Below are 19,448 nucleotides of genomic sequence, written 5' to 3' on the forward strand. Positions count from 1 at the left end.
GCCCGCACCCCCTTCGGAGGTTTCCATGAAACGATGCTGGCCGCGACAATCGATGCTCGCGATAGGTGTGTCCGCGATATTCGGGCTGCATGCAGCCGCCGCATCGGCAGCGCCCGACGTCTCGATCAGCCGTGCGGATTACGGGACGACCGCGAGCGGGCAGGCGGTGAGCCAGTACACGCTCGCGAACCGGCACGGCGTGACGCTGAAAGTCATCACGTATGGCGGCATCGTGACTGCACTCGACGTGCCGGACCGCACCGGCCGCGTTTCCGACATCGTGCTCGGCTTCGATTCGCTGCGCGACTACGAAGCGCACAACGGCAACATCCATTTCGGCGCGCTGATCGGCCGGTATGCGAACCGCATTGCGGGCGGGCGTTTTACGCTCGACGGCAAAACGTGGAAGCTGCCGGTCAACGACGGGCCCAACACGCTGCACGGCGGCCCCGACAGTTTCGACGCGAAGGTGTGGACGGTCACCGGCACGCACAGCGACGCGAGCGGTTCGAGCGTCACGCTGCGCTACGTGAGCCCCGACGGCGAGAACGGTTTTCCCGGCACGTTGACGACGGACGTGACCTACACGCTGACCCGCGACGATCAGATCCGCATCGACTACCGCGCAACGACCGACAAGGACACGGTCGTGAACCTGACCAACCACAGCTACTTCAATCTGGCGGGGCAGGCCGGGGGCAGCGTCGAGCGGCAACTGATCGAGATCGCCGCATCGCGTTTTACGCCCACCGACGACACGTCGATTCCGACCGGGCAACTGGCGAGCGTCGCCGGCACGCCGATGGATCTGCGCCAGTTGACGCCGATCGGCGCGCATCTGCGCGATGCGTATCCGCAGCTCGCGATCGCCCATGGCTACGATCAGAACTGGGTGCTGGACCAGGGCGGTCAGCCGGCGCCGGCGTTTGCGGCGCGCGCTTACGACCCGGCGTCGGGGCGTTTCCTCGAGCTGTATACGACGCAGCCGGGGCTGCAGTTCTATACGGCCAACGGGTTGAACGGCAGTGTCGCGGGCAAGGGCGGCACGGTCTACCGGCAAACCGATGCGTTCGCGCTGGAAGCCGAGCATTTCCCCGATTCGCCGAATCATCCGGCCTTCCCGTCGACGGTGCTCAAGCCGGGCGAGACGCTGCACGAAGTGACGGTGTGGCGGGTGGGGGCGCGATGAGGGACGCTTTCAATGCGACGACACGAACACCGCATCGTCGAACGCCTCCGGAATCGCGAAGCTCGCGCGCATGCGCTGCGTTTCCTTCGCCGGCGTCAAGCCGAACAGGCGCTTGAATTCCCGGCTGAACTGCGACGGGCTCGTATAGCCGACCGCGTAGCCGGCCGCCTCCGCCGTCAGGTCCCGACGCACCATCAATAACCGCGCCTGATGCAGGCGCGTCGACTTCAGGTACTGCATCGGCGACACCTGCGTGATCGCCTTGAAATGACTGTGAAAGCTCGGCACGCTCATGCCGGCCGCGTCGGCCAGTTGCGACACGTCGAGCGGCCGCGCGTAATCGGTGTGGATCACGCGCAATGCGCGCCCGATCCGGCCGAATTGCCCGCGCATCGCCAGTGCGCTGCGCATCGCGTCACCCTGCGCGCCGGTCAGCACGCGGAAATACAGCTCGCGAAGCAGCGTCGGGCCGAGCACCGCGGCGTCGAGCGGCCGCTGCATCGCCTCGACGAAACGCAGCACCGACGCGTGCATCGCTTCGTCCATCGGCGTCGACATCATGCTCTTCGGCGCCTGCACGGTTTGCGCGAGGCCGGCGCGATCGATCTGCGCGGCGAGCTCGGCGGCCAGCGTGAAATCCAGGTGCAGGTACAGCGCGAGCAGCGGGCGCTCGGGCGTGGCGTCGGTTTCCATGCTGAACGGGACGGGCACGGAGACGGCCAGGTAATGACGCTCGTCGTACAGATAGCGCTCGCCGCCGAAGTAGCCGCGCTTCGATCCCTGGCACACGATCACGATGCCCGGGTCGTACAGCACCGGCGTGCGCGATAGCGCGCGGTTCGAGCGCAGGATGCGCACGCTCGGCAGCGCCGTCAGGTTGTAGCCTTCGTCGGGCGCCAGCGCGCGCAGCAGCGTCACCAGGCGCTTCCGGTCGCGCGGGGGCAGCGCAGGAGATCGGGCGGGGGCGGGCGAGCGGTTCATAGTTTTGTGCAAGAAAATCAGCGGAATCGGGCTTATTCGGCGCAGTTCGTCAGACTAGTATGCACGCTTCGATCGACATTCGGGAGAAGCTCACATGGCATCCGGCAACATCATGCTCATTACCGGCGTCAGCAGCGGTTTCGGCCGTGCGCTTGCCTGCGAGGCGCTGGCCGCCGGTCACACGGTGGTCGGTACGGTGCGCAGCGCGCAGGCGGCGCGCGACTTCGAGGCGCTGTCCGCGCACGCGGCCGTCGCGCGCGTGCTCGACGTGACCGACTTCGACCGCATCGACGGCGTCGTCGCGGACATCGAGGCGAACGTCGGGCCCGTCGACGTGCTGGTGAACAACGCGGGTTACGGGCACGAAGGGATCATGGAGGAGGCGCCGCTCGACGAGATGCGCCGGCAGTTCGACGTGAACGTGTTCGGCGCGGTCGCGATGATGAAGGCCGTCGTGCCGTTCATGCGCGAACGCCGGCGCGGCCGCATCCTGAACATCACGTCGATGGGCGGTCACATCACGATGCCGGGCATCGCGTATTACTGCGGCAGCAAGTTCGCGCTGGAAGGCATTTCCGAAACTCTCGGCAAGGAGCTCGAGCCGTTCGGCATTGCGGTGACGGCCGTGGCGCCGGGCTCGTTCCGCACGGACTGGGCCGGCCGCTCGATGGCGCGCACGCCGCGCTCGATTGCCGACTACGACGCGCTGTTCGACCCGATCCGACGTGCGCGCGAGGAGAAAAGCGGCAAGCAGTTGGGCGACCCCGCGAAGGCTGCGCGGGCGATGCTCGCCGTGATCGCAGCGGACCATCCGCCCGCGCATCTGCTGCTCGGCAGCGACGCGCTGCGGCTCGTGCGAAACAAACTGTCGGCGCTGGACGACGAAATCCGCGCGTGGGAAGCCGTGACGGTGTCGACGGACGGCTGACGCGCGCGGCATCGTTCATTTCCCGTCGGTGGATGATCGGCCCTCGCGGCCCGCGATGGCATTGGGGTTTCACAATAATGGCCGATAATGGCAGCCGGCCCGTTCGCCACGTTCATCCACCTCACAGGAGCATCGCGATGCCATACGTCACCACGAAGGACAACGTCGATATTTTCTACAAGGATTGGGGTCCGAAAGATGCACAGCCCGTCATGTTCCACCACGGCTGGCCGCTGTCCAGCGACGACTGGGATGCGCAACTGCTGTTCTTCGTTCAGAACGGCTATCGCGTGATCGCGCACGACCGGCGCGGCCATGGCCGCTCGGCGCAAGTCTCGGACGGTCACGACATGGATCACTACGCCGCGGACGCGTTCGCGGTCGTCGAGGCGCTCGACCTGCGCAATGCGGTGCATATCGGTCATTCGACGGGCGGCGGCGAAGTGGCGCGTTACGTCGCGAAGCACGGGGAGCCGGCCGGCCGCGTCGCGAAGGCCGTGCTGGTCAGCGCGGTGCCGCCGCTGATGCTCAAGACCGACTCGAACCCCGAGGGCTTGCCGCTCGACGTGTTCGATGGCTTCCGCAAAGCGCTCGCCGACAATCGTGCGCAGTTCTTCCTCGACGTGGCGAGCGGCCCGTTCTACGGGTTCAATCGCGAGGGTGCGACCGTGCACCAGGGCGTGATCCGCAACTGGTGGCGGCAGGGGATGGAAGGCAGCGCGAAGGCGCATTACGACGGCATCAAGGCGTTTTCGGAAACGGACCAGACCGACGACCTGAAGTCGATCTCCGTCCCGACGCTCGTGCTGCATGGCGAGGACGACCAGATCGTGCCGATCGCGGATGCCGCGCTGAAGTCGATCAAGCTGCTGAAGAACGGTACGCTGAAGACCTATCCGGGCTATTCGCACGGGATGCTGACGGTCAACGCGGACGTGCTCAACGCCGACCTGCTCGCGTTCGTGCGGGCATGACGGCGGCGGCGCCGGCCCGCTGCGGCGGGCGGCGTCGCGATCGAAGGCGGGCGATCCGGCCGCGCGTGGAAAAGGGCGGAGCGCCGGTGCCGACGGCCGGCTTGAACGGCAGCATGATCGCGAGCGCCGCGTAGCGCACCGGCGATCGGCATTACGCTTCGTTCGCGCCGCGTTTGCACGCGCTAGCCATTGCGCAGGAACACGACGTAGCCGCGGAACCACGGATTCGTTGCGAGATACGGCGGCGCGTCCCACTCGCCGCCCTGGATCACGCCGATGCGAAACGGCAGTTGCAGCCGTGCGACGCGCGGCAGATAGGCCGCGTAATCGGGGATCGTGCTGCGGCCCTGGTAGGTCTGCACGACCACCTCGTCGACGATCCCCTTGAGCTGGTTGACCTGGTCGGTATCGATGCGGCTGCTCCAGTCGAGCAGCCCCGTGATGCTCAGCCGGCAATCGGCGGGCAAGGTTTCGCGCAGCGTGCGCAGGAACGCGAGGTAATCCTGCAGGTGGCGCGTACCGGCGTCGAAATCGATCTGGATGCCGGCGATCGTGCGGCCCGACGCACGCCAGCGGGCGAGCTGCGCGAGCATGATCTGCGTGACGCGCGGCGTCCAGCGCAGCGTATGCGCACGATAGACGAGCCACACGCGCGCGTCGGGTGCGGGCGGCAACGCGACGCCCTGCGCGATCACGCGCACCTGCGACTCGTCGCGCGGCGACGCCTCGATCTGACCTTGCAGCACGTAGACGGCGCGCGCGCCGCGCACGACCGCCTGCGGCTTCACGCCCGCCCACAGCCAGAACGCGTCGTACCGTGCGGCGTCGACGGTGCCGGCCAGCGCGCCGCGCGCGGCCAGCAGCAGCGCGATGCACGCGATGCGCTTCATGCGGCGCTTACCAGTAGTAGCGAAGCTTCCGCGCCCACGGGCTGTCCGGATAGGCGGTCTTCAGCGTGTCGAACCAGCGCTTGCGCGTGCTCTTCGACACCTCCTTGCCGCCGCATTCGTTGGAGCCGCCCGGCGCGTAGCACTTGATCGCGCGATAGAACGCGTACGCGCGGTCGTTCGGGTTCGCCTGCGTATCGGCCATCACCGTCACGTAGCTCGACATCCGCTCGTACGGCTTGCCCGCGAACTGGGACGGCGCCGCGCCGAGCGTCGGCGGCACGCGCGTGGCAGTCGTGCTCGACGCGTTGCGAACCCACGGCGGCACCGGATCGATTTCGAGGCCGGGCGCCGGCGGATGAAGCCGCACGAAATCGGCGAGGCAGTTCAGCCCTTTCGGATCGGCGGGATTCTGCTGCAGCGTCGCGGCGATGTCGCGCGCCGAGAGGCACGTGTAACCGTCTTCGTTTTTCGCGCCGGCCGCGATGAACGGCTTCAACGGATCGGCGGGCGTGCCGGACACGAGCGCCGTATCGGCGAGGAAGTCCGCGTAGTGCGACCGCGTGAGCTCCTTGTACAGCAGCGTGTACAGCGCGGTGTCGCGCAGCGCGCCGCCGGTCGCCCGGTTTTGCGCCTGCGCGCGCAATAGGTCGGCATTGGCCGCGCGCTGCAGCAGCACCGCGCGGATCGCGGCGTTCTGCACGAGCGAATCGTCGGCGAACGCATCGTTGACGAGCCCGGCCTGCTCCAGGTTGATCGCGAGCGCGAGTTCCAGCATTTCGCGCTGGAAGCGGAATGTCGCGAGCGGGATCAGGTCGCGCCACAGCTGGCGCGCCTTGTCGTTCTGGCCGCTGTCCTCCAGCGCGAACCCGCGCAGCGCCTGCTGGCTCAGCCCGAAGTAGTCGAGCGGCGCGGCGGGCGTCTGCGGCAGCAGCTCGAGGGCGGCATCCGGCTTGTGCCCGATCTGCACGTACCAGGTCGCGAGCAGGTAGTCGTGGAGCGCGGGCGCGTTCGCGAAGCGCGGCTTCTGTGCCTGCAGTTCGTCGAGCGTCATCGGCTTGCGGTTCGCATCGCTGCTGTCCGACGCACGCATGCGCAGCAGATCGACGGTGGCGAGCACGGTCGGCGACTGGATCTGGCTTGCGTCGAATTCCGCGCCGAACAGCAGCTTGCTGTCGAGTTCGTTCGCCAGCTGCATCAGCGGCACGTTCGACGTCGCCGGCGACCAGCGCGCGAGCGCATGGCCGTACAGGTCGGCCTGTTGCGTGACGTTGCCGCCGAGCCATGCGACACGTCGCAGCAGCCCGGATGCGGACACCGCATAGCGGCCCTTCGGATACACCTTCAGGTAGGTCCGGAACACCGTGTTCGCCGCGTCGAGCGATACCTTCGTCACACGCGCGCGCGACGGTGTCGGGCTGTCGTTGTCGAATACGTTGGCCTGCGCGGCATTCAACTGCGCGCGCCCGGCCATGTAGAGGCCGGTTTCCTTCAGCCACGGGTCCGCGCTGTGCGATGCGTTCGCGAAGGCGCGGGTCGCGGTGAGGAAGTCGGCGCGATAGAACGCGTTCGTGCCGTCGAGGTACGCGGCGAACTGCTGGCCGAGCGGCGACTTGACCGGCGGCTTCGTCCACGCGGCGCTCGCGCCGCCCGCGGCACAGGTCTTCTGCGCGATGTCGGCGCGTGCCGCGCGCAGGCGCGCGGCTTCGTCGTCGGGCAGGCCGCCGGCGCCGCCCAATGCGTCGTTGAACGCTTCCGCGCCGGCGCTCATGCTGCGGCAGATGCTGCCTTCGCCGTCCGCGTACCGGTTCGACGACGCATCGGCATCCGCTGCGCCGTCGGTCTTGTCGGGCTCCTTCTGGCCGATATAGATCCATCCGGAGAAATCCATCGGGAACGGCACGACGATCCGGTCGATCCGCTCTTTCGCCGGGATGGTCTTCGGATCCGGAAACACCTGCGCGACCTTGCCGCTGTCGACCATCATCAGCATCGCGTTGATGCGCGTGTCGTTGGCGGGCGTCAGCATCGGCACGTTGCCGCACGAGTATGAAGTTTGCCGGAGCGTGTTCGGCACGTAGCAGCCGTCGTCTCCGCTGGCATGGGCGGCCGGCATCCAGAGCAGACCGGCCGCCAGCGCGGCGAACAGGTTTCGGTGCAGCATCGGGTTTCTTCGCATTTTTCTTGTGCTGGGTAGGGGGCCGCGACGGCCAGTTCTCTCAGGGGGCGCCTTGCCCCGGCGCGTATCGTACCTCACGGGCCGTCATGGTTGGCGTGGCCGGCGTGATCGGCGTGATCGGCGTGATCGGCGTGATCGGCGTGATCGGCGTGATCGGCGTGATCGGCGTGATCGGCGTGATCGGCAAGGTACCGTTCGGGGTGCTCACCAACTGAGCGGGCAGCACGCGGGCGTCGCGCGCCTGCCACGATCGCGCATCAGGCGCACACGCTGCTGGCGACGCCTCCGTCGTCCATCTCGTCGAGCGCGGCCCGCAAGTCGTCGATGGCCACCATCAGCTCGCGGACCTGCCGCAACGACGGGTACTGATGCAGCACGGCTTGCCATTGCGGCACGGTCAGCAGCGCGTGCCAGATGACACCGAGGCCGTCCGGATCGGCGTCCGGCTGCCGTGCGAGCGCGCTCGCGTATTCGAGGCTGGCCTGTGCCGACAGCAACTGCATCCGGCTCGCGGCGCCCAGCAGGCGCGGCGTCGCGTCCGCGGACGCGTCGCAGCAATACAGCACCTCGCGTTGCAGCGCCGCTTCGTTGGTCGTCAATGCGTGCAGCGATGCGCCATGCACGCGTACCGTGCCCTGGTGCGTCTCGAATGCATAGACCGTGTCGGGTGCCGCCTGCGCGAGCAGGTTCAGGCCGCGCAGCAGCCGCGGCAGGTCGGTCGTCGCGGCATCCGCGGATGCCTTCGCTTCGACGAGAAAGCGCACGTTCCACGCGAGCGCCGGATCGTTGCCGCGCGCGCGTTCGAGCAGAATCGCGTCCCATTCGGTTTTCGCGCGGTCGTGTTGGCCCGGGATCGACGAAGGCACGCGCATCGACGTGACCACGCGGTAGGTGCGCTGCTCGTCCACCGCGTCGAGCCGGCGCGCCAGCGCGTCGAGCGCCTGCGCCGCCAGCGCTTCGACGGCCGCGCCGCGCTGCTGGGACGCGGCGCCCTGCGCGACGGCGACCGTGCTGCCGACGAGCGGACCCTGACGGACCCACAGCGCGCGGTAGCGACGGACGTCGTTGTCCGCAGCCAGCGCATCGAGCCGCAGCATGCGTTCGAGCGCGGGGCTGTCCTTGAGCTTGACGATGTCCTGCTCGAACGCCGCGTCGCTCGCCATCTCGGGCAGCGCGAGCAGTTGCGCGAGCGCGGCACGCAGTTCGGCCCACGCCGCCGAGGTGGCGGCCGCATGCAGGCGCGCGAGGCCGTCGCGTTGCCAGGCCTGTGCGCTGCGTTCGAGCTTGGCCGGGTGCGCGATCGCATTGACGGCCGAGTGGAGTGCGCGCCGGTCCTGCTCGGCGTGCGCGGACAACGACGCGTATTCGCGCACGTTCGGCGCGTCGTGGCGCAGCACCGATGCCTGAAACGACGGATCGCCGGACGACGGATTCATCGCGTCGCGGATCATCCGTGCGAGCGCATCGATGAAGCGCTGCCGCAAGTCCGCGCCGGGCGCGTGGCCGTTCGCCAGCATCCCGCGCGCTTCCTCGATCACGACCGCCAGCGCGGTGGCCGGGTGCGTCGCACCGGTCAGCGACGACGCGCGGTCGAGCGGCGGCAGCCGATAACGGCGCGCGACGGTGCGCAGGGTGGCGTCGAGCAGGGCGGGAAGCGGTGTCAGCGACATGGCGGATCTGGGCGTGAATGCGGTTCGCGGGGGCGGCCGGCGGGCCGGAGCGCGCGACGATGTGCAACGTTATCACGGCGGGCTGAAGGTGCACGGTGCGGTGTTGTATCGGCGACGCGGGATGACGAGGGCGATGCTCGTGCCGTCGACGCCTGCACGCCACATTTCGCGCAATGCTGAAGCATCGCGCTTCCGGCCGTCGGCATAATCCGCACGTGCGGCCCGAAGCGAACGGGTCGACACCTCTCCGCCACGACCCCGAACGCGAGCGACCCGACATGCAGCCAGCCATGACCCGCAGCCCGCCCGCCGTCGCGGACCTGCTCCTGCTTTTGACGCTCTCGACGTTATGGGGCGCGTCCTACACGTTCATCCGGATCAGCGTCGAGACGATTCCGCCGCTGACGCTGATCGCGGCGCGGACCCTGATTGCGGGTTTGGTGCTGCTGCTATGGATGGGCGTCCGACGCATGCCGATGCCGCGCGATCGCGCGGTGTGGCGCCGCTTTTTCGTACAGGCGCTGCTGAACAGCGTCGTGCCGTTCACGTTGATCGCATGGGCCGAACGCTCGGTCGAGGCCGGCCTCGCGACGATCCTCAATTCCGCTTCGCCGGTGCTCGCGTTCGTCGGCACCTGGCTGTTCACGCGCCACGAACCCGTGACGCCGCGCAAACTGTTCGGCGTCGTCGCGGGGTTCGCGGGGATTGCGCTGGTGGTCGGCGTCGGTGCGCTCGACGGGCTGGGGCAGCAACTCGTGCCGCAACTGGCGATCGTCGCGGCCACCGTCTGCTACGCGGGCGCCGCAATCTACGGGCGCGGATTCAACGGGCTGTCGCCCGCGGCGCCCGCCGCGGGCTCGCTCGTCGTCGGCGCGCTCGTGCTGGTGCCCGCGAGCGTCGTGGTCGACCGGCCATGGACGCTGCATCCGTCGCCGCAATCGCTGCTGGCGCTCGCCGCGCTCGCGGTGTTCTCGACGGCGCTCGCGTTCGTCATCTACTTCCGTCTCGTGCAGACGCTCGGTTCGGTCGGCACGACTGCACAGGCCTATCTGCGCGTGCCGATCGGCGTCGGCATCGGCATGGCGCTGCTCGGCGAATCGCTGTCGATGTCGGCGTGGCTCGGGCTCGGCTGCGTGGTGGCGGGCGTGGCCGCGATGACGCTGCCGCCCCGCAGGGCCGCGCAGCCCCGCCCCTGACCCGTCACGCGGTCAACGTCACCGACAGGCTGCCGAGCTCGCCGAAGCGGACCGTCAGCACATCGCCGATCGGCACGTCGATCGCGCCCGCGTACGAGCCCGTCGTCACGATCTGGCCGGCACGCACCGCATCGCCGCGCGATGCGAGGAAATTGACGAGCCACACCAGCGGCTTGAGCGGATCGCCATCCGGATGGCGGCCGTCGATCGTGCGGTTCAGCGCGCCTTCGAACGACAGCGCCAGCGTCGCGAGCGGCACGTTCAGCCCGTCGGGCACGACCGGGCCGACGCACAGCCCCTGGTTGAATTGGCCGTCGGCCAGCAGCTCGAACTTCGACGCGCGCACCGGCTCCGCATAGCGGCAGCCAAGTATCTCGAGCACGACGCGCACTTCCCGGATCGCCGCCCGCACGTCGCCTTCGTCGTACGGCTGCTCGCGCGCGGGCAGGTCACGATCGAGCACGAATGCGATTTCCGGTTCGATCCGCACGATCGGCCCGCCGACGACGCGGTACGGCGCATCGGCTTCGCGGATCGTCGACGCGAAGATCGGCGCGAGGATCACGCGATCGGGCGGCGGCAGCGCGCATTTCCAGCCGCCGACGGGTTCGCCGAGCAGAACGGCGACGCGCTGCTGGATCGCGAGCGCGGTGTCGATGTCGTCGGGTCGCAGTGCATCGGGCAACAGCGGGCCGGGCGAGCCGGCATGGCGGGCGGCGACGAGATGCTGGGCGGCGCCGTCCACGCGTTCGGTAGTCGTTGTCATGTCGGTTGAGCGAGTTGAAAGTGGGGCCGGAAAAAAGGGCCGGACGAAAGTCGCACATTCGATGATAGCGCCTTCGGCGCGATGGCCGCTCGAAAGCGCGTCGGTGCACGCATGGCCGGCCCGCTTCGCGGCCTTGCCGACGACGCGAGCTTCCCCCCCTTCCCGTCGCGCCGTTTTGACGCATGCGTGCTCGCGGCCTCGTTTGACCGCCGTCAATATTCAAACTCGCCGTCGGCCGATGATGGAGACATGGCCGCGCGCGACAGGATGCGCGGCAACTCACCCCAGCGAGGTTTGCATGTACGAGAAGATCATGGTGGCCGTGGACGGCAGCGCTTCGTCGAAACAGGCGCTGGCCGAGGCCGTGAAGGTGGCGCTGGCGGGCGATGCGCACGTCAGCGTCGTGTACGTGGTCGACAAGTCGGTGCTGTTCACGTATGCCGGCCGCCTCGATCCGCACGCGCTCGTCGAGGAAATTCGCGACGACGGGCGCAAGGTGCTGCGCGAAGCCGAACAGATCGTCGCGCTGGCCGGTGCGAAGGGCGAAGCCGAACTGGTCGAGACCGAGAGCATCGGCGAGGACATCGCGGAACGCCTGCAACGTTACGTGAAGGAGCGCGGGATCGATCTCGCGGTGGTCGGTACGCACGGGCGGCGCGGCATCCGGCGCGTGCTGCTCGGCAGCGTTGCCGAGCGTTTCGTGCGCGGGTCGAAGTGCCCGGTGCTGTTGATTCGTGGCGACGACGCCGACGCGCCGGCCGCCGCGGCCGCGGCATGACGCGGCGCGCGCGATGATACGCCGCCAGTACCGGATCGTCGTCGCGGCGATCGCCGTGTTCGTGTCGCTCGCCGGGATGATGGCCGTCGTGACGGGCCTGCTGTTCGATGCGGCGACGGCGCTGCGCGGCGGCGCCCTCGCGTTGATCGTCGGCGTGGCCGGCTTCGTCGTGATGCTGAATCCGGGGCCGAAAGGCGAGGAGTGACCCGCATGGGCGAGGGGGCGGCGCACGTCCGGCCCCGGTGTCGCGACGACCGGCGATAGCCGTTGCCCCGCCCCGATTTCGCCTAGTCGCTCGTCGTCGCCTTCGTGCCGTCCTGCCCGACCTGAATCATCAGCCGCTTCAACGTTTCCGCCAGCGCGGCGTTCTTCGGCTGAATCTTCCCTGCCTGCGCGAACGCATCGCGCGCTTCGTCCTGGCGCCCCAGCTTCCACAGCACCTCGCCCTTGTGGGCCAACCCGGTCGCACGGGCTTCGCGCGCGTCGCCGTCGTCATCCTTCGCGAAGATCGCGATCGAGCGGTCGAACCACGCGAGCGCTTCGTCGTTGCGGCCGAGGCGATACAGCGCCCAGCCCTTGCTGTCGAGCGCGTACGCATCGTTCGGCGATTGCGCGAGATGCGCGTCGATCATCGCGAGCCCGCGCTCGACCTCGACGCCGGCATCGGCGAGCCGATAGCCGATATCGTTCAGGCGATCGTCGGGAATCCTGTCTAGATCGAGCACGGCGGCCACGCGGCTCGCGTCGCGTTCGGCGATCGCGAGCGACAGCAGCTTCGCGACGATCTGCCCTCGCAGCTCGCTGCTGATCCGCTCGCCGTTGGCGACCAGGGTGCCGAGGTACTGCGTATACAGGTCCGGTGCGCCGGGGGCGTTCGCGCTGTTCGCGATGGCCAGGCCCGGGCCCGCGCACCAGTCGATATCGGCCGAGCCGGCCAGCGTGCCGACGTAAAGATCGACGTTCCTCGGCGTGCGCGACTGCGCGTAGTAGGTGTAGCCGTTCGCATCCGAATAGCCGCACGCCAGATACTCGTTGTTCACGTCCAGCATGTACGGGACATGGCCGAGCTTCGCCGTGCCGCCCGGGTCGACGAGCCGGAACGATTCGCCCAGGTCGCCGTCGCCGACGATCGCGTTGAACACCCACTGCTTCAGAGGATGAAATTTCGGCAGGCGGATCTTGGCCGTGCGGCCGGCTGCGTCCGTCGTGCCGAAAATCACGCTGTCGTGCTGATCCGGCTTGACGGGCAGCCCTGCGATCACCTGGCCCGGCAGGAACAGTCGATAGCGCGCGTTCGGCAGCGGCTGCTGCGTGGCCGGGTCGCGCAGCACGAACTGGTGAACGTAAGCGCCTTTGCCGAGCGACACCGTCGGCGGGACATAGGTGCGGGCGTAGGCGGACGGCGCGGCGGCGCAATTCAAGGCCGCGACGATGAGCGCGGCGAGAAGTCGGGATGTCATGACAGTAGTTCTTATAGGTAGAGGTTTTATCGTTCGACGGCCGGAAATGCACTGAACGACCCACGCAGTCCTTGAAAAACGACGGGCGGCGGTGGGCGAATTCCGATGAGGTGAATCGAATCGTCCCGTGCAAATGAATGCGAATCCCGTATGCGTCGGCATGATGCAGCGAAGAGCCGGGCGGGCGATGCAGGAATGCAGTGCGCAGCATAGCAGGCTGCACGATTCGATCGATCCCGTCATCTGGTTTCGTTGTTGCAGGCGGATGAATGATTCCGTGATTTGTATCAAGTCGTGATATGCCGATCCGTCTGACAATGGGTTCGACCACGGTGAGCAGGGCGGAATGATCCAAATCCGATCGTCCTTTACAACCGGTATTTCACCTCCTTAAATAATCAGGGTCTGCCAAAAGACCGGAAAAACGAGATCCCCATGAGCCATTTCCTGGATAGATTGCGTTATTTCTCCACCGCGAGGCCACGTTTTTCCGACGGGCACGGCGCCGTCACCGACGAAGACCGCAAGTGGGAAGACGGTTACCGGATGCGCTGGCAGCACGACAAGATCGTCCGCTCGACCCACGGCGTGAACTGCACGGGTTCGTGCTCGTGGAAGGTCTACGTGAAAGGCGGGATCGTCACCTGGGAAACCCAGCAGACCGACTATCCGCGCACGCGTCCCGACATGCCGAACCACGAGCCGCGCGGCTGCTCGCGCGGTGCGTCGTACTCCTGGTATCTGTACAGCGCGAACCGTCTCAAGCACCCGATGGTGCGCAGCGCGCTCGTGAAGCTGTGGCGCGAGCGCCGCCGCACGCTCGGCCCCGTCGAAGCATGGCGTTCGATCGTCGACGACGATGCAGCGCGGCGCTCGTACCAGAGCCGGCGCGGCCTGGGCGGCTTCGTGCGTTCGAGCTGGGACGAGGTCAACGAGATCGTCGCGGCGGCCAACGTGCATACGGTCGAGCGGCACGGCCCCGATCGCGTGGTCGGCTTCTCGCCGATCCCGGCGATGTCGATGGTGTCGTACGCGGCCGGCTCGCGCTACCTGTCGCTGATCGGCGGGGTGTGCCTGAGCTTCTACGACTGGTATTGCGACCTGCCGCCCGCATCGCCGCAGACCTGGGGCGAGCAGACCGACGTACCGGAATCGGCCGACTGGTACAACTCAACGTTCATCATGATGTGGGGCTCCAATGTCCCGCAGACGCGCACGCCCGACGCGCACTTCCTCGTCGAGGCGCGCTATCGCGGCACCAAGGTTGTGTCGGTGTTTCCCGATTACGCGGAAGGCGCGAAGTTCGGCGACCTGTGGCTGCACCCGAAGCAGGGCACCGATGCGGCGCTCGCGCTCGCGATGGGTCACGTGATCCTGAAAGAGTTTCATCTGGCCGGGAAGAGCGATTACTTCGCCGACTACTGCAAGCGCTACACCGACATGCCGTGCCTCGTGCGCCTCGTGCCGCACGGCGACGGCTACGTGCCGGAGCGCCTCGTGCGCGCGTCCGACTTCGACGACGCGCTCGACGAAGCCGCGCATCCGGAGTGGAAGACCGTGATGATCGACGACGCGAACGGCGAATTCGTCGTGCCGGTCGGCTCGGTCGGCTTCCGCTGGGGGCAGCAGGACGACGCCGATAAAGGCAAGTGGAACCTGCGCGGCGAGACGTCGAAGGGCGCGGCGCTGTCGCCGCGGCTGTCGTGCACGGCCGCGCACGACGACGTGGTCGACGTGCTGTTCCCGTACTTCGGCAACCAGCCGCACGCGCACTTCAACTCGACGCAGCACGCGTCCGAGCTGTCGCGGCGGATCGGCGTGCGGCGCATCGCGACGCGCAACGGCGACATGCTGGTCGCGACCGTCTACGACCTGTTCGTCGCGAACTACGGGCTCGACCAGGGGCTCGGCGGCCGCGACGTGGCCGCAAGTTACGACGACGATCTCCCGTATGCGCCGGCCTGGCAGGAAACGATCACCGGCGTGAAGCGCGCGGACGTGATCTCGGTCGCGCGGCAGTTCGCGGAGAACGCGCACAAGACGCAGGGCAAGTCGATGGTGATCATCGGCGCGGGGATCAACCACTGGTTCCACATGGACATGTCGTACCGCGCGATCATCAACATGCTGATCATGTGCGGCTGTATCGGCAAGCCGGGCGGCGGCTGGTCGCACTACGTGGGCCAGGAGAAGCTGCGGCCGCAGACGGGCTGGACGGCGCTGTCGGGCGCGCTCGACTGGAGCCGCCCGCCGCGCCAGATGAATGCGACGTCGTTCTTCTACGCCCACACCGACCAGTGGCGTTACGACCCGATGGACCCGGCCACGCTGCTGTCGCCGCTCGCGGACAAGTCGCGGTTCCACGGTGCGCCGATCGACTACAACGTGCGCGCGGAACGGATGGGCTGGCTGCCGTCCGCGCCGCAGCTCTCGACGAACCCGTTGAAGATCGGCGCGGCGCTCGCCGATCCCGTGCACGCCGGCGCCGACATCGCGCAGCAATTGAAGGCCGGCACGCTGAAGCTGGCGAGCGAGGATCCCGACGCGCCCGGCAACTTCCCGCGCAACCTGTTCGTGTGGCGCTCGAACCTGCTCGGCTCGTCGGGCAAGGGCCACGAGTATTTCCTGAAGCACCTGCTCGGCACCACCAACGGCGTGCAGGGCGAGGATCTCGGCGCGACCGGCGGCCGGCGCCCCGAGGAAGTGACGTGGCATGACGAAGCGCCACGCGGCAAGCTCGACCTGCTCGTGACGCTCGACTTCCGGATGTCGACGACCTGCATGTATTCGGACGTCGTGCTGCCGACCGCGACGTGGTACGAGAAGGACGACATGAACACGTCCGACATGCACCCGTTCATCCATCCGCTGTCGGCGGCGGTCGATCCCGCATGGGAATCGAAGAGCGACTGGGAGATCTTCAAGGGGATCGCGAAGCGCTTCTCCGAGCTGTGCGACGGGCATCTGGGCGTCGAGCGCGACGTCGTGCTCGCGCCGATCGCGCACGACACGCCGGGCGAGCTCGCGCAGCCGTTCGACGTGCAGGACTGGAAGCGCGGCGAATGCGAACCGGTGCCGGGCCGCACGATGCCGAACGTGATCGTCGTCGAGCGCGACTATCCGAACACCCATGCGCGTTTCACGTCGCTGGGGCCGCTGATGGACAAGCTCGGCAACGGCGGCAAGGGCATCGGCTGGGACACGAAGGACGAAGTCAAGCTGCTCGGCGAACTGAACTACAAGGTGGCCGACGGTGCGGCGCAAGGGCGCCCGAGAATCGACACGGCGCTCGACGCCGCCGAGGTGATCCTCGCGCTCGCGCCCGAGACCAACGGCGAAGTGGCGGTGAAGGCGTGGCGCGCGCTGTCCGGCATCACCGGCATCGACCACACGCACCTGGCCGCCGCGCGCGCGGACGAGAAGATCCGCTTCCGCGACATCCAGGCGCAGCCGCGCAAGATCATCTCGTCGCCGACATGGAGCGGGATCGAGTCGGAGCACGTGTCGTACAACGCCGGCTACGTGAACGTGCACGAACTCGTGCCGTGGCGCACGATGACCGGCCGGCAGCAGCTCTATCAGGATCACGCATGGATGCGCGCGTTCGGCGAATCGCTGTGCGCCTACAAGCCGCCGGTCGATACGGGCAGCTACGAACACATGCTCGGCAAACGCTCGAACGGCAACCCCGAACGCGTGCTGAACTTCCTGACGCCGCACCAGAAGTGGGGCATTCACAGCACGTACACGGACAACCTGCTGATGCTGACGCTGTCGCGCGGCGGGCCGATCGTGTGGATGTCGGAGGACGACGCGAAGGCGATCGGCGCGGTCGATAACGACTGGATTGAGTGCTACAACTCGAACGGCGCGTTGTGCGCGCGGGCCGTCGTCAGTCAGCGGATTCCGTCCGGGATGGTGATGATGTACCACGCGCAGGAAAAGATCGTGAACACGCCGGGCTCCGAGATCACCGGCACGCGCGGCGGTATCCACAACTCGGTCACGCGCATCGCGCTGAAGCCGACGCACATGATCGGCGGCTATGCGCAGCTCGCGTACGGCTTCAATTACTACGGCACGGTCGGCTCGAATCGCGACGAGTTCCTGATCGTGCGCAAGATGAGCAGGATCGACTGGCTCGATGGCGAGGAAACCGCACCCGTCACCGCTCGCGCGGGAGAAACATCATGAAAATACGCGCACAGATCGCGATGGTGCTGAACCTCGACAAGTGCATCGGGTGCCATACCTGCTCGGTGACCTGCAAGAACGTGTGGACGAGCCGCGAAGGGATGGAATACGCGTGGTTCAACAACGTCGAGACGAAACCGGGCATCGGCTATCCGAAGGACTGGGAGAACCAGGACCGCTGGCGCGGCGGCTGGCAGCGGCGCGCGGACGGCAGGATCGAGCCGCGCCTCGGCGGCAAGTGGCGACTGCTCGCGCAGATTTTCGCGAACCCGCATCTGCCCGAGATCGACGACTACTACGAGCCGTTCACGTTCGATTACGCGCACCTGCAGGAGGCCGGCAACACGCGCGCGATGCCGGTCGCGCGGCCGCGCTCGGTGATCAGCGGCCAGCGGCTCGAGAAGATCGAGTGGGGGCCGAACTGGGAAGAAATCCTCGGCGGCGAATTCGAGAAGCGATCGAAGGACGCCAACTTCGAGAACGTGCAGAAGGACATCTACGGGCAGTTCGAGAACACCTTCATGATGTACCTGCCGCGCCTGTGCGAGCACTGCCTGAACCCGGCGTGCGTCGCGTCGTGCCCGTCTGGCTCGATCTACAAGCGCGAGGAAGACGGCATCGTGCTGATCGACCAGGACAAGTGCCGCGGCTGGCGCATGTGCGTGTCGGGGTGCCCGTACAAGAAGATCTACTACAACTGGCAGAGCGGCAAGGCCGAGAAGTGCATCTTCTGCTATCCGCGGATCGAGGCCGGCCAGCCGACCGTGTGCTCGGAAACCTGCGTGGGCCGCATCCGCTATCTCGGCGTGCTGCTGTACGACGCCGACCGGATCAGCGAGGCGGCCAGCGCCGAGAACGAGAAGGATCTCTACGAAGCGCAACTGTCGCTGTTCCTCGACCCGGACGATCCGGCCGTGATCGCGCAGGCCGAGCGCGACGGCGTGCCGGCCGCGTGGATCGAGGCTGCGCGGCGTTCGCCGACCTACAAGATGGCGATCGACTGGAAGATCGCGTTCCCGCTGCATCCGGAATATCGGACGCTGCCGATGGTGTGGTACGTGCCGCCGCTGTCGCCGATCAACGCGGCCGCCAACAGCGGCGATCTCGGCATGAACGGCTATCTGCCGGACGTCGAATCGCTGCGCATTCCGCTGCGCTATCTCGCGAACCTGCTGACGGCCGGCGATGAGGCGCCCGTGAAGCTCGCGCTCGAACGGCTGCTCGCGATGCGCGCGTTCATGCGGGCGCGCCACGTGGACGGTATCGACGCACGAGGCGTGCTCGACCAGGTGGGGCTGTCGCTCGCGCAGGTCGAGGAGATGTACCGCTATCTCGCGATCGCGAACTACGAGGATCGCTTCGTGATCCCGACCACGCACCGCGAATACGCGGAGAACGCGTACGACCTGCGCGCATCGTGCGGCTTCTCGTTCGGCAACGGCTGCTCGGACGGCCGTTCCGAGGCGAGCCTGTTCAGCCCGAGGAAGGGCAGCAAGACGATTCCGATTCACGAGGCTTCCCGATGACGAGCATCGCACCCGATCCGACCTATGCGGCGCTCGCTGCGCTGCTCGATTATCCCGACGAATCGCTGGTCGCCGCGCTCGATTCGATCGACACGCACCTGCGCGAGCGCACGCGCATGCCGAAAGCGGTGCGCGCGGGCCTCGACCGGTTCCTTGCGTACGTGCGCGAGCGCGATCTGCTGACGCTGCAGGAGAACTACGTCGGGCTGTTCGATCGCGGCCGTGCGACGTCGCTGTACCTGTTCGAGCACGTGCACGGCGAATCGCGCGACCGCGGACAGGCGATGGTCGACCTGCTGCAGATGTACGAGCGTCACGGGCTGTTCCTGAATCAGGGCGAGCTGCCCGACTACCTGCCCGTGTTTCTCGAATACCTGTCGCGGCTGCCGGCCCCCGATGCCCGCAAGCTGCTCGCCGAAACCGGCGAGATCCTGCGCGCGCTGGCCGGGCAACTCGCGCAGCGCGGCAGCCATTACAGCTTCGTGATGGGGGCGCTACTGCCGATGGCCGGCCTCACGCTCGCCGACGCGCCGGAGGCGGCCGACGACGACGTGGCCGCCGAGCGGCCGAGCGCCGCGGACTACCGCGCGCTCGATGCGTCGTATGCGGACGAGGCCGTGCGCTTCGTCGGCGCAGCAACACCGGCCGCGGAGCAGACGGTGCGATTCCATGACAAGCGGCCGGCCCGCGGCGCGTAAGCGCGGGCGCAACTGGGGAAAG

The 19,448-nt window shown here is 67.6% G+C and carries 16 protein-coding genes; 10 read left to right on the forward strand and 6 right to left on the reverse strand.

Annotated elements, in window-relative coordinates:
* Positions 1 to 25: 25 nt before the first annotated feature.
* Entirely contained in the window at positions 26 to 1,189 is a 1,164-nt protein-coding gene (locus C4B30_RS21375) for an aldose epimerase family protein (protein ID WP_027786108.1), read from the forward strand.
* Between the two features lie 9 nt (positions 1,190 to 1,198).
* Here the strand turns inward: C4B30_RS21375 and C4B30_RS21380 are convergent, their stop codons facing one another.
* A complete protein-coding gene (locus tag C4B30_RS21380) occupies positions 1,199 to 2,170 on the reverse strand; it encodes an AraC family transcriptional regulator (RefSeq protein ID WP_027786107.1) in 972 nt (323 codons plus the stop codon).
* A gap of 94 nt (positions 2,171 to 2,264) precedes the next feature.
* Between C4B30_RS21380 and C4B30_RS21385 the strand changes: the two genes are divergently transcribed.
* Together C4B30_RS21385 and C4B30_RS21390 are read left to right on the forward strand one after the other, a co-directional pair.
* Positions 2,265 to 3,098 (forward strand): oxidoreductase, encoded by an 834-nt coding sequence (locus C4B30_RS21385; RefSeq protein WP_027786106.1) that lies wholly within the window; start codon positions 2,265 to 2,267, stop codon positions 3,096 to 3,098.
* A 137-nt stretch (positions 3,099 to 3,235) separates the two neighbouring features.
* Entirely contained in the window at positions 3,236 to 4,072 is an 837-nt protein-coding gene (locus tag C4B30_RS21390; RefSeq protein WP_027786105.1) for an alpha/beta fold hydrolase, read from the forward strand.
* Between the two features lie 182 nt (positions 4,073 to 4,254).
* Here the strand turns inward: C4B30_RS21390 and C4B30_RS21395 are convergent, their stop codons facing one another.
* Positions 4,255 to 4,962: a DUF3142 domain-containing protein gene (locus C4B30_RS21395; RefSeq protein ID WP_027786104.1), complete on the reverse strand. Its 708-nt coding sequence runs from the start codon at positions 4,960 to 4,962 to the stop codon at positions 4,255 to 4,257.
* Positions 4,963 to 4,969: 7 nt separating this feature from the next.
* Entirely contained in the window at positions 4,970 to 7,138 is a 2,169-nt protein-coding gene (locus tag C4B30_RS21400) for a hypothetical protein (protein WP_027786103.1), read from the reverse strand.
* Between the two features lie 86 nt (positions 7,139 to 7,224).
* On the opposite strand from C4B30_RS21400, the gene C4B30_RS36085 reads away from it, so the two are divergent.
* Complete coding sequence (locus C4B30_RS36085; RefSeq protein ID WP_267896630.1) at positions 7,225 to 7,353, forward strand: hypothetical protein; 129 nt, start codon at positions 7,225 to 7,227, stop codon at positions 7,351 to 7,353.
* Positions 7,354 to 7,395: 42 nt separating this feature from the next.
* Here the strand turns inward: C4B30_RS36085 and C4B30_RS21410 are convergent, their stop codons facing one another.
* Positions 7,396 to 8,808, reverse strand: a complete 1,413-nt coding sequence (locus C4B30_RS21410) for a hypothetical protein (protein ID WP_027786102.1) — start codon at positions 8,806 to 8,808, stop codon at positions 7,396 to 7,398.
* Between the two features lie 290 nt (positions 8,809 to 9,098).
* Here C4B30_RS21410 and C4B30_RS21420 point away from each other — a divergent pair, with 290 nt between their 5' ends.
* The gene (locus tag C4B30_RS21420) at positions 9,099 to 10,004 is read left to right on the forward strand and encodes a DMT family transporter (protein WP_027786100.1); all 906 of its coding nucleotides are present in this window, start codon (positions 9,099 to 9,101) and stop codon (positions 10,002 to 10,004) included.
* Between the two features lie 4 nt (positions 10,005 to 10,008).
* Here C4B30_RS21420 and C4B30_RS21425 read toward each other — a convergent pair whose 3' ends face one another.
* The gene (locus C4B30_RS21425) at positions 10,009 to 10,770 is read right to left on the reverse strand and encodes a 2-keto-4-pentenoate hydratase (protein ID WP_027786099.1); all 762 of its coding nucleotides are present in this window, start codon (positions 10,768 to 10,770) and stop codon (positions 10,009 to 10,011) included.
* A 298-nt stretch (positions 10,771 to 11,068) separates the two neighbouring features.
* Between C4B30_RS21425 and C4B30_RS21430 the strand changes: the two genes are divergently transcribed.
* Entirely contained in the window at positions 11,069 to 11,548 is a 480-nt protein-coding gene (locus C4B30_RS21430) for a universal stress protein (RefSeq protein WP_027786098.1), read from the forward strand.
* 13 nt (positions 11,549 to 11,561) lie between these two features.
* Positions 11,562 to 11,753: a DUF2964 family protein gene (locus tag C4B30_RS21435; protein WP_027786097.1), complete on the forward strand. Its 192-nt coding sequence runs from the start codon at positions 11,562 to 11,564 to the stop codon at positions 11,751 to 11,753.
* An 82-nt stretch (positions 11,754 to 11,835) separates the two neighbouring features.
* Here the strand turns inward: C4B30_RS21435 and C4B30_RS21440 are convergent, their stop codons facing one another.
* Positions 11,836 to 13,008, reverse strand: coding sequence for a tetratricopeptide repeat protein (locus C4B30_RS21440; RefSeq protein ID WP_051421430.1), 1,173 nt, complete (start codon positions 13,006 to 13,008; stop codon positions 11,836 to 11,838).
* Between the two features lie 435 nt (positions 13,009 to 13,443).
* On the opposite strand from C4B30_RS21440, the gene C4B30_RS21445 reads away from it, so the two are divergent.
* From C4B30_RS21445 to narJ, 3 genes are read left to right on the forward strand one after another with little or no spacing between them, the layout of a single operon-like run.
* Positions 13,444 to 17,202 carry a nitrate reductase subunit alpha gene (locus C4B30_RS21445; RefSeq protein WP_027786096.1) on the forward strand — a complete coding sequence of 1,253 codons (3,759 nt, stop codon included), beginning with the start codon at positions 13,444 to 13,446 and terminating at the stop codon, positions 17,200 to 17,202.
* Positions 17,199 to 18,728, forward strand: a complete 1,530-nt coding sequence (narH, locus tag C4B30_RS21450) for a nitrate reductase subunit beta (protein ID WP_027786095.1) — start codon at positions 17,199 to 17,201, stop codon at positions 18,726 to 18,728. Before C4B30_RS21445 ends, narH begins: the two co-directional genes overlap by 4 nt.
* Positions 18,725 to 19,426, forward strand: a complete 702-nt coding sequence (gene narJ, locus C4B30_RS21455; protein ID WP_027786094.1) for a nitrate reductase molybdenum cofactor assembly chaperone — start codon at positions 18,725 to 18,727, stop codon at positions 19,424 to 19,426. The genes narH and narJ overlap by 4 nt, the downstream gene beginning before the upstream one ends.
* Positions 19,427 to 19,448 lie beyond the last annotated feature (22 nt).

Origin of the sequence: Burkholderia sp. BE12, assembly GCF_002959955.1 — a bacterium.
Taxonomy (GTDB): Bacteria; Pseudomonadota; Gammaproteobacteria; order Burkholderiales; family Burkholderiaceae; genus Burkholderia.

Coding starts and splice junctions, on each gene's coding strand:
- C4B30_RS21385 (WP_027786106.1), top strand. CDS start 2,265: ATGGCATCCGGCAACATCATGCTCATTACCGGCGTCAGCAGCGGTTTC.
- C4B30_RS21390 (WP_027786105.1), top strand. CDS start 3,236: ATGCCATACGTCACCACGAAGGACAACGTCGATATTTTCTACAAGGAT.
- C4B30_RS21420 (WP_027786100.1), top strand. CDS start 9,099: ATGACCCGCAGCCCGCCCGCCGTCGCGGACCTGCTCCTGCTTTTGACG.
- C4B30_RS21430 (WP_027786098.1), top strand. CDS start 11,069: ATGTACGAGAAGATCATGGTGGCCGTGGACGGCAGCGCTTCGTCGAAA.
- C4B30_RS21425 (WP_027786099.1), bottom strand. CDS start 10,770: ATGACAACGACTACCGAACGCGTGGACGGCGCCGCCCAGCATCTCGTC.
- C4B30_RS21400 (WP_027786103.1), bottom strand. CDS start 7,138: ATGCGAAGAAACCCGATGCTGCACCGAAACCTGTTCGCCGCGCTGGCG.
- C4B30_RS21375 (WP_027786108.1), top strand. CDS start 26: ATGAAACGATGCTGGCCGCGACAATCGATGCTCGCGATAGGTGTGTCC.
- narJ (WP_027786094.1), top strand. CDS start 18,725: ATGACGAGCATCGCACCCGATCCGACCTATGCGGCGCTCGCTGCGCTG.
- C4B30_RS36085 (WP_267896630.1), top strand. CDS start 7,225: ATGGTTGGCGTGGCCGGCGTGATCGGCGTGATCGGCGTGATCGGCGTG.
- C4B30_RS21445 (WP_027786096.1), top strand. CDS start 13,444: ATGAGCCATTTCCTGGATAGATTGCGTTATTTCTCCACCGCGAGGCCA.
- C4B30_RS21440 (WP_051421430.1), bottom strand. CDS start 13,008: ATGACATCCCGACTTCTCGCCGCGCTCATCGTCGCGGCCTTGAATTGC.
- C4B30_RS21380 (WP_027786107.1), bottom strand. CDS start 2,170: ATGAACCGCTCGCCCGCCCCCGCCCGATCTCCTGCGCTGCCCCCGCGC.
- C4B30_RS21410 (WP_027786102.1), bottom strand. CDS start 8,808: ATGTCGCTGACACCGCTTCCCGCCCTGCTCGACGCCACCCTGCGCACC.
- narH (WP_027786095.1), top strand. CDS start 17,199: ATGAAAATACGCGCACAGATCGCGATGGTGCTGAACCTCGACAAGTGC.
- C4B30_RS21435 (WP_027786097.1), top strand. CDS start 11,562: ATGATACGCCGCCAGTACCGGATCGTCGTCGCGGCGATCGCCGTGTTC.
- C4B30_RS21395 (WP_027786104.1), bottom strand. CDS start 4,962: ATGAAGCGCATCGCGTGCATCGCGCTGCTGCTGGCCGCGCGCGGCGCG.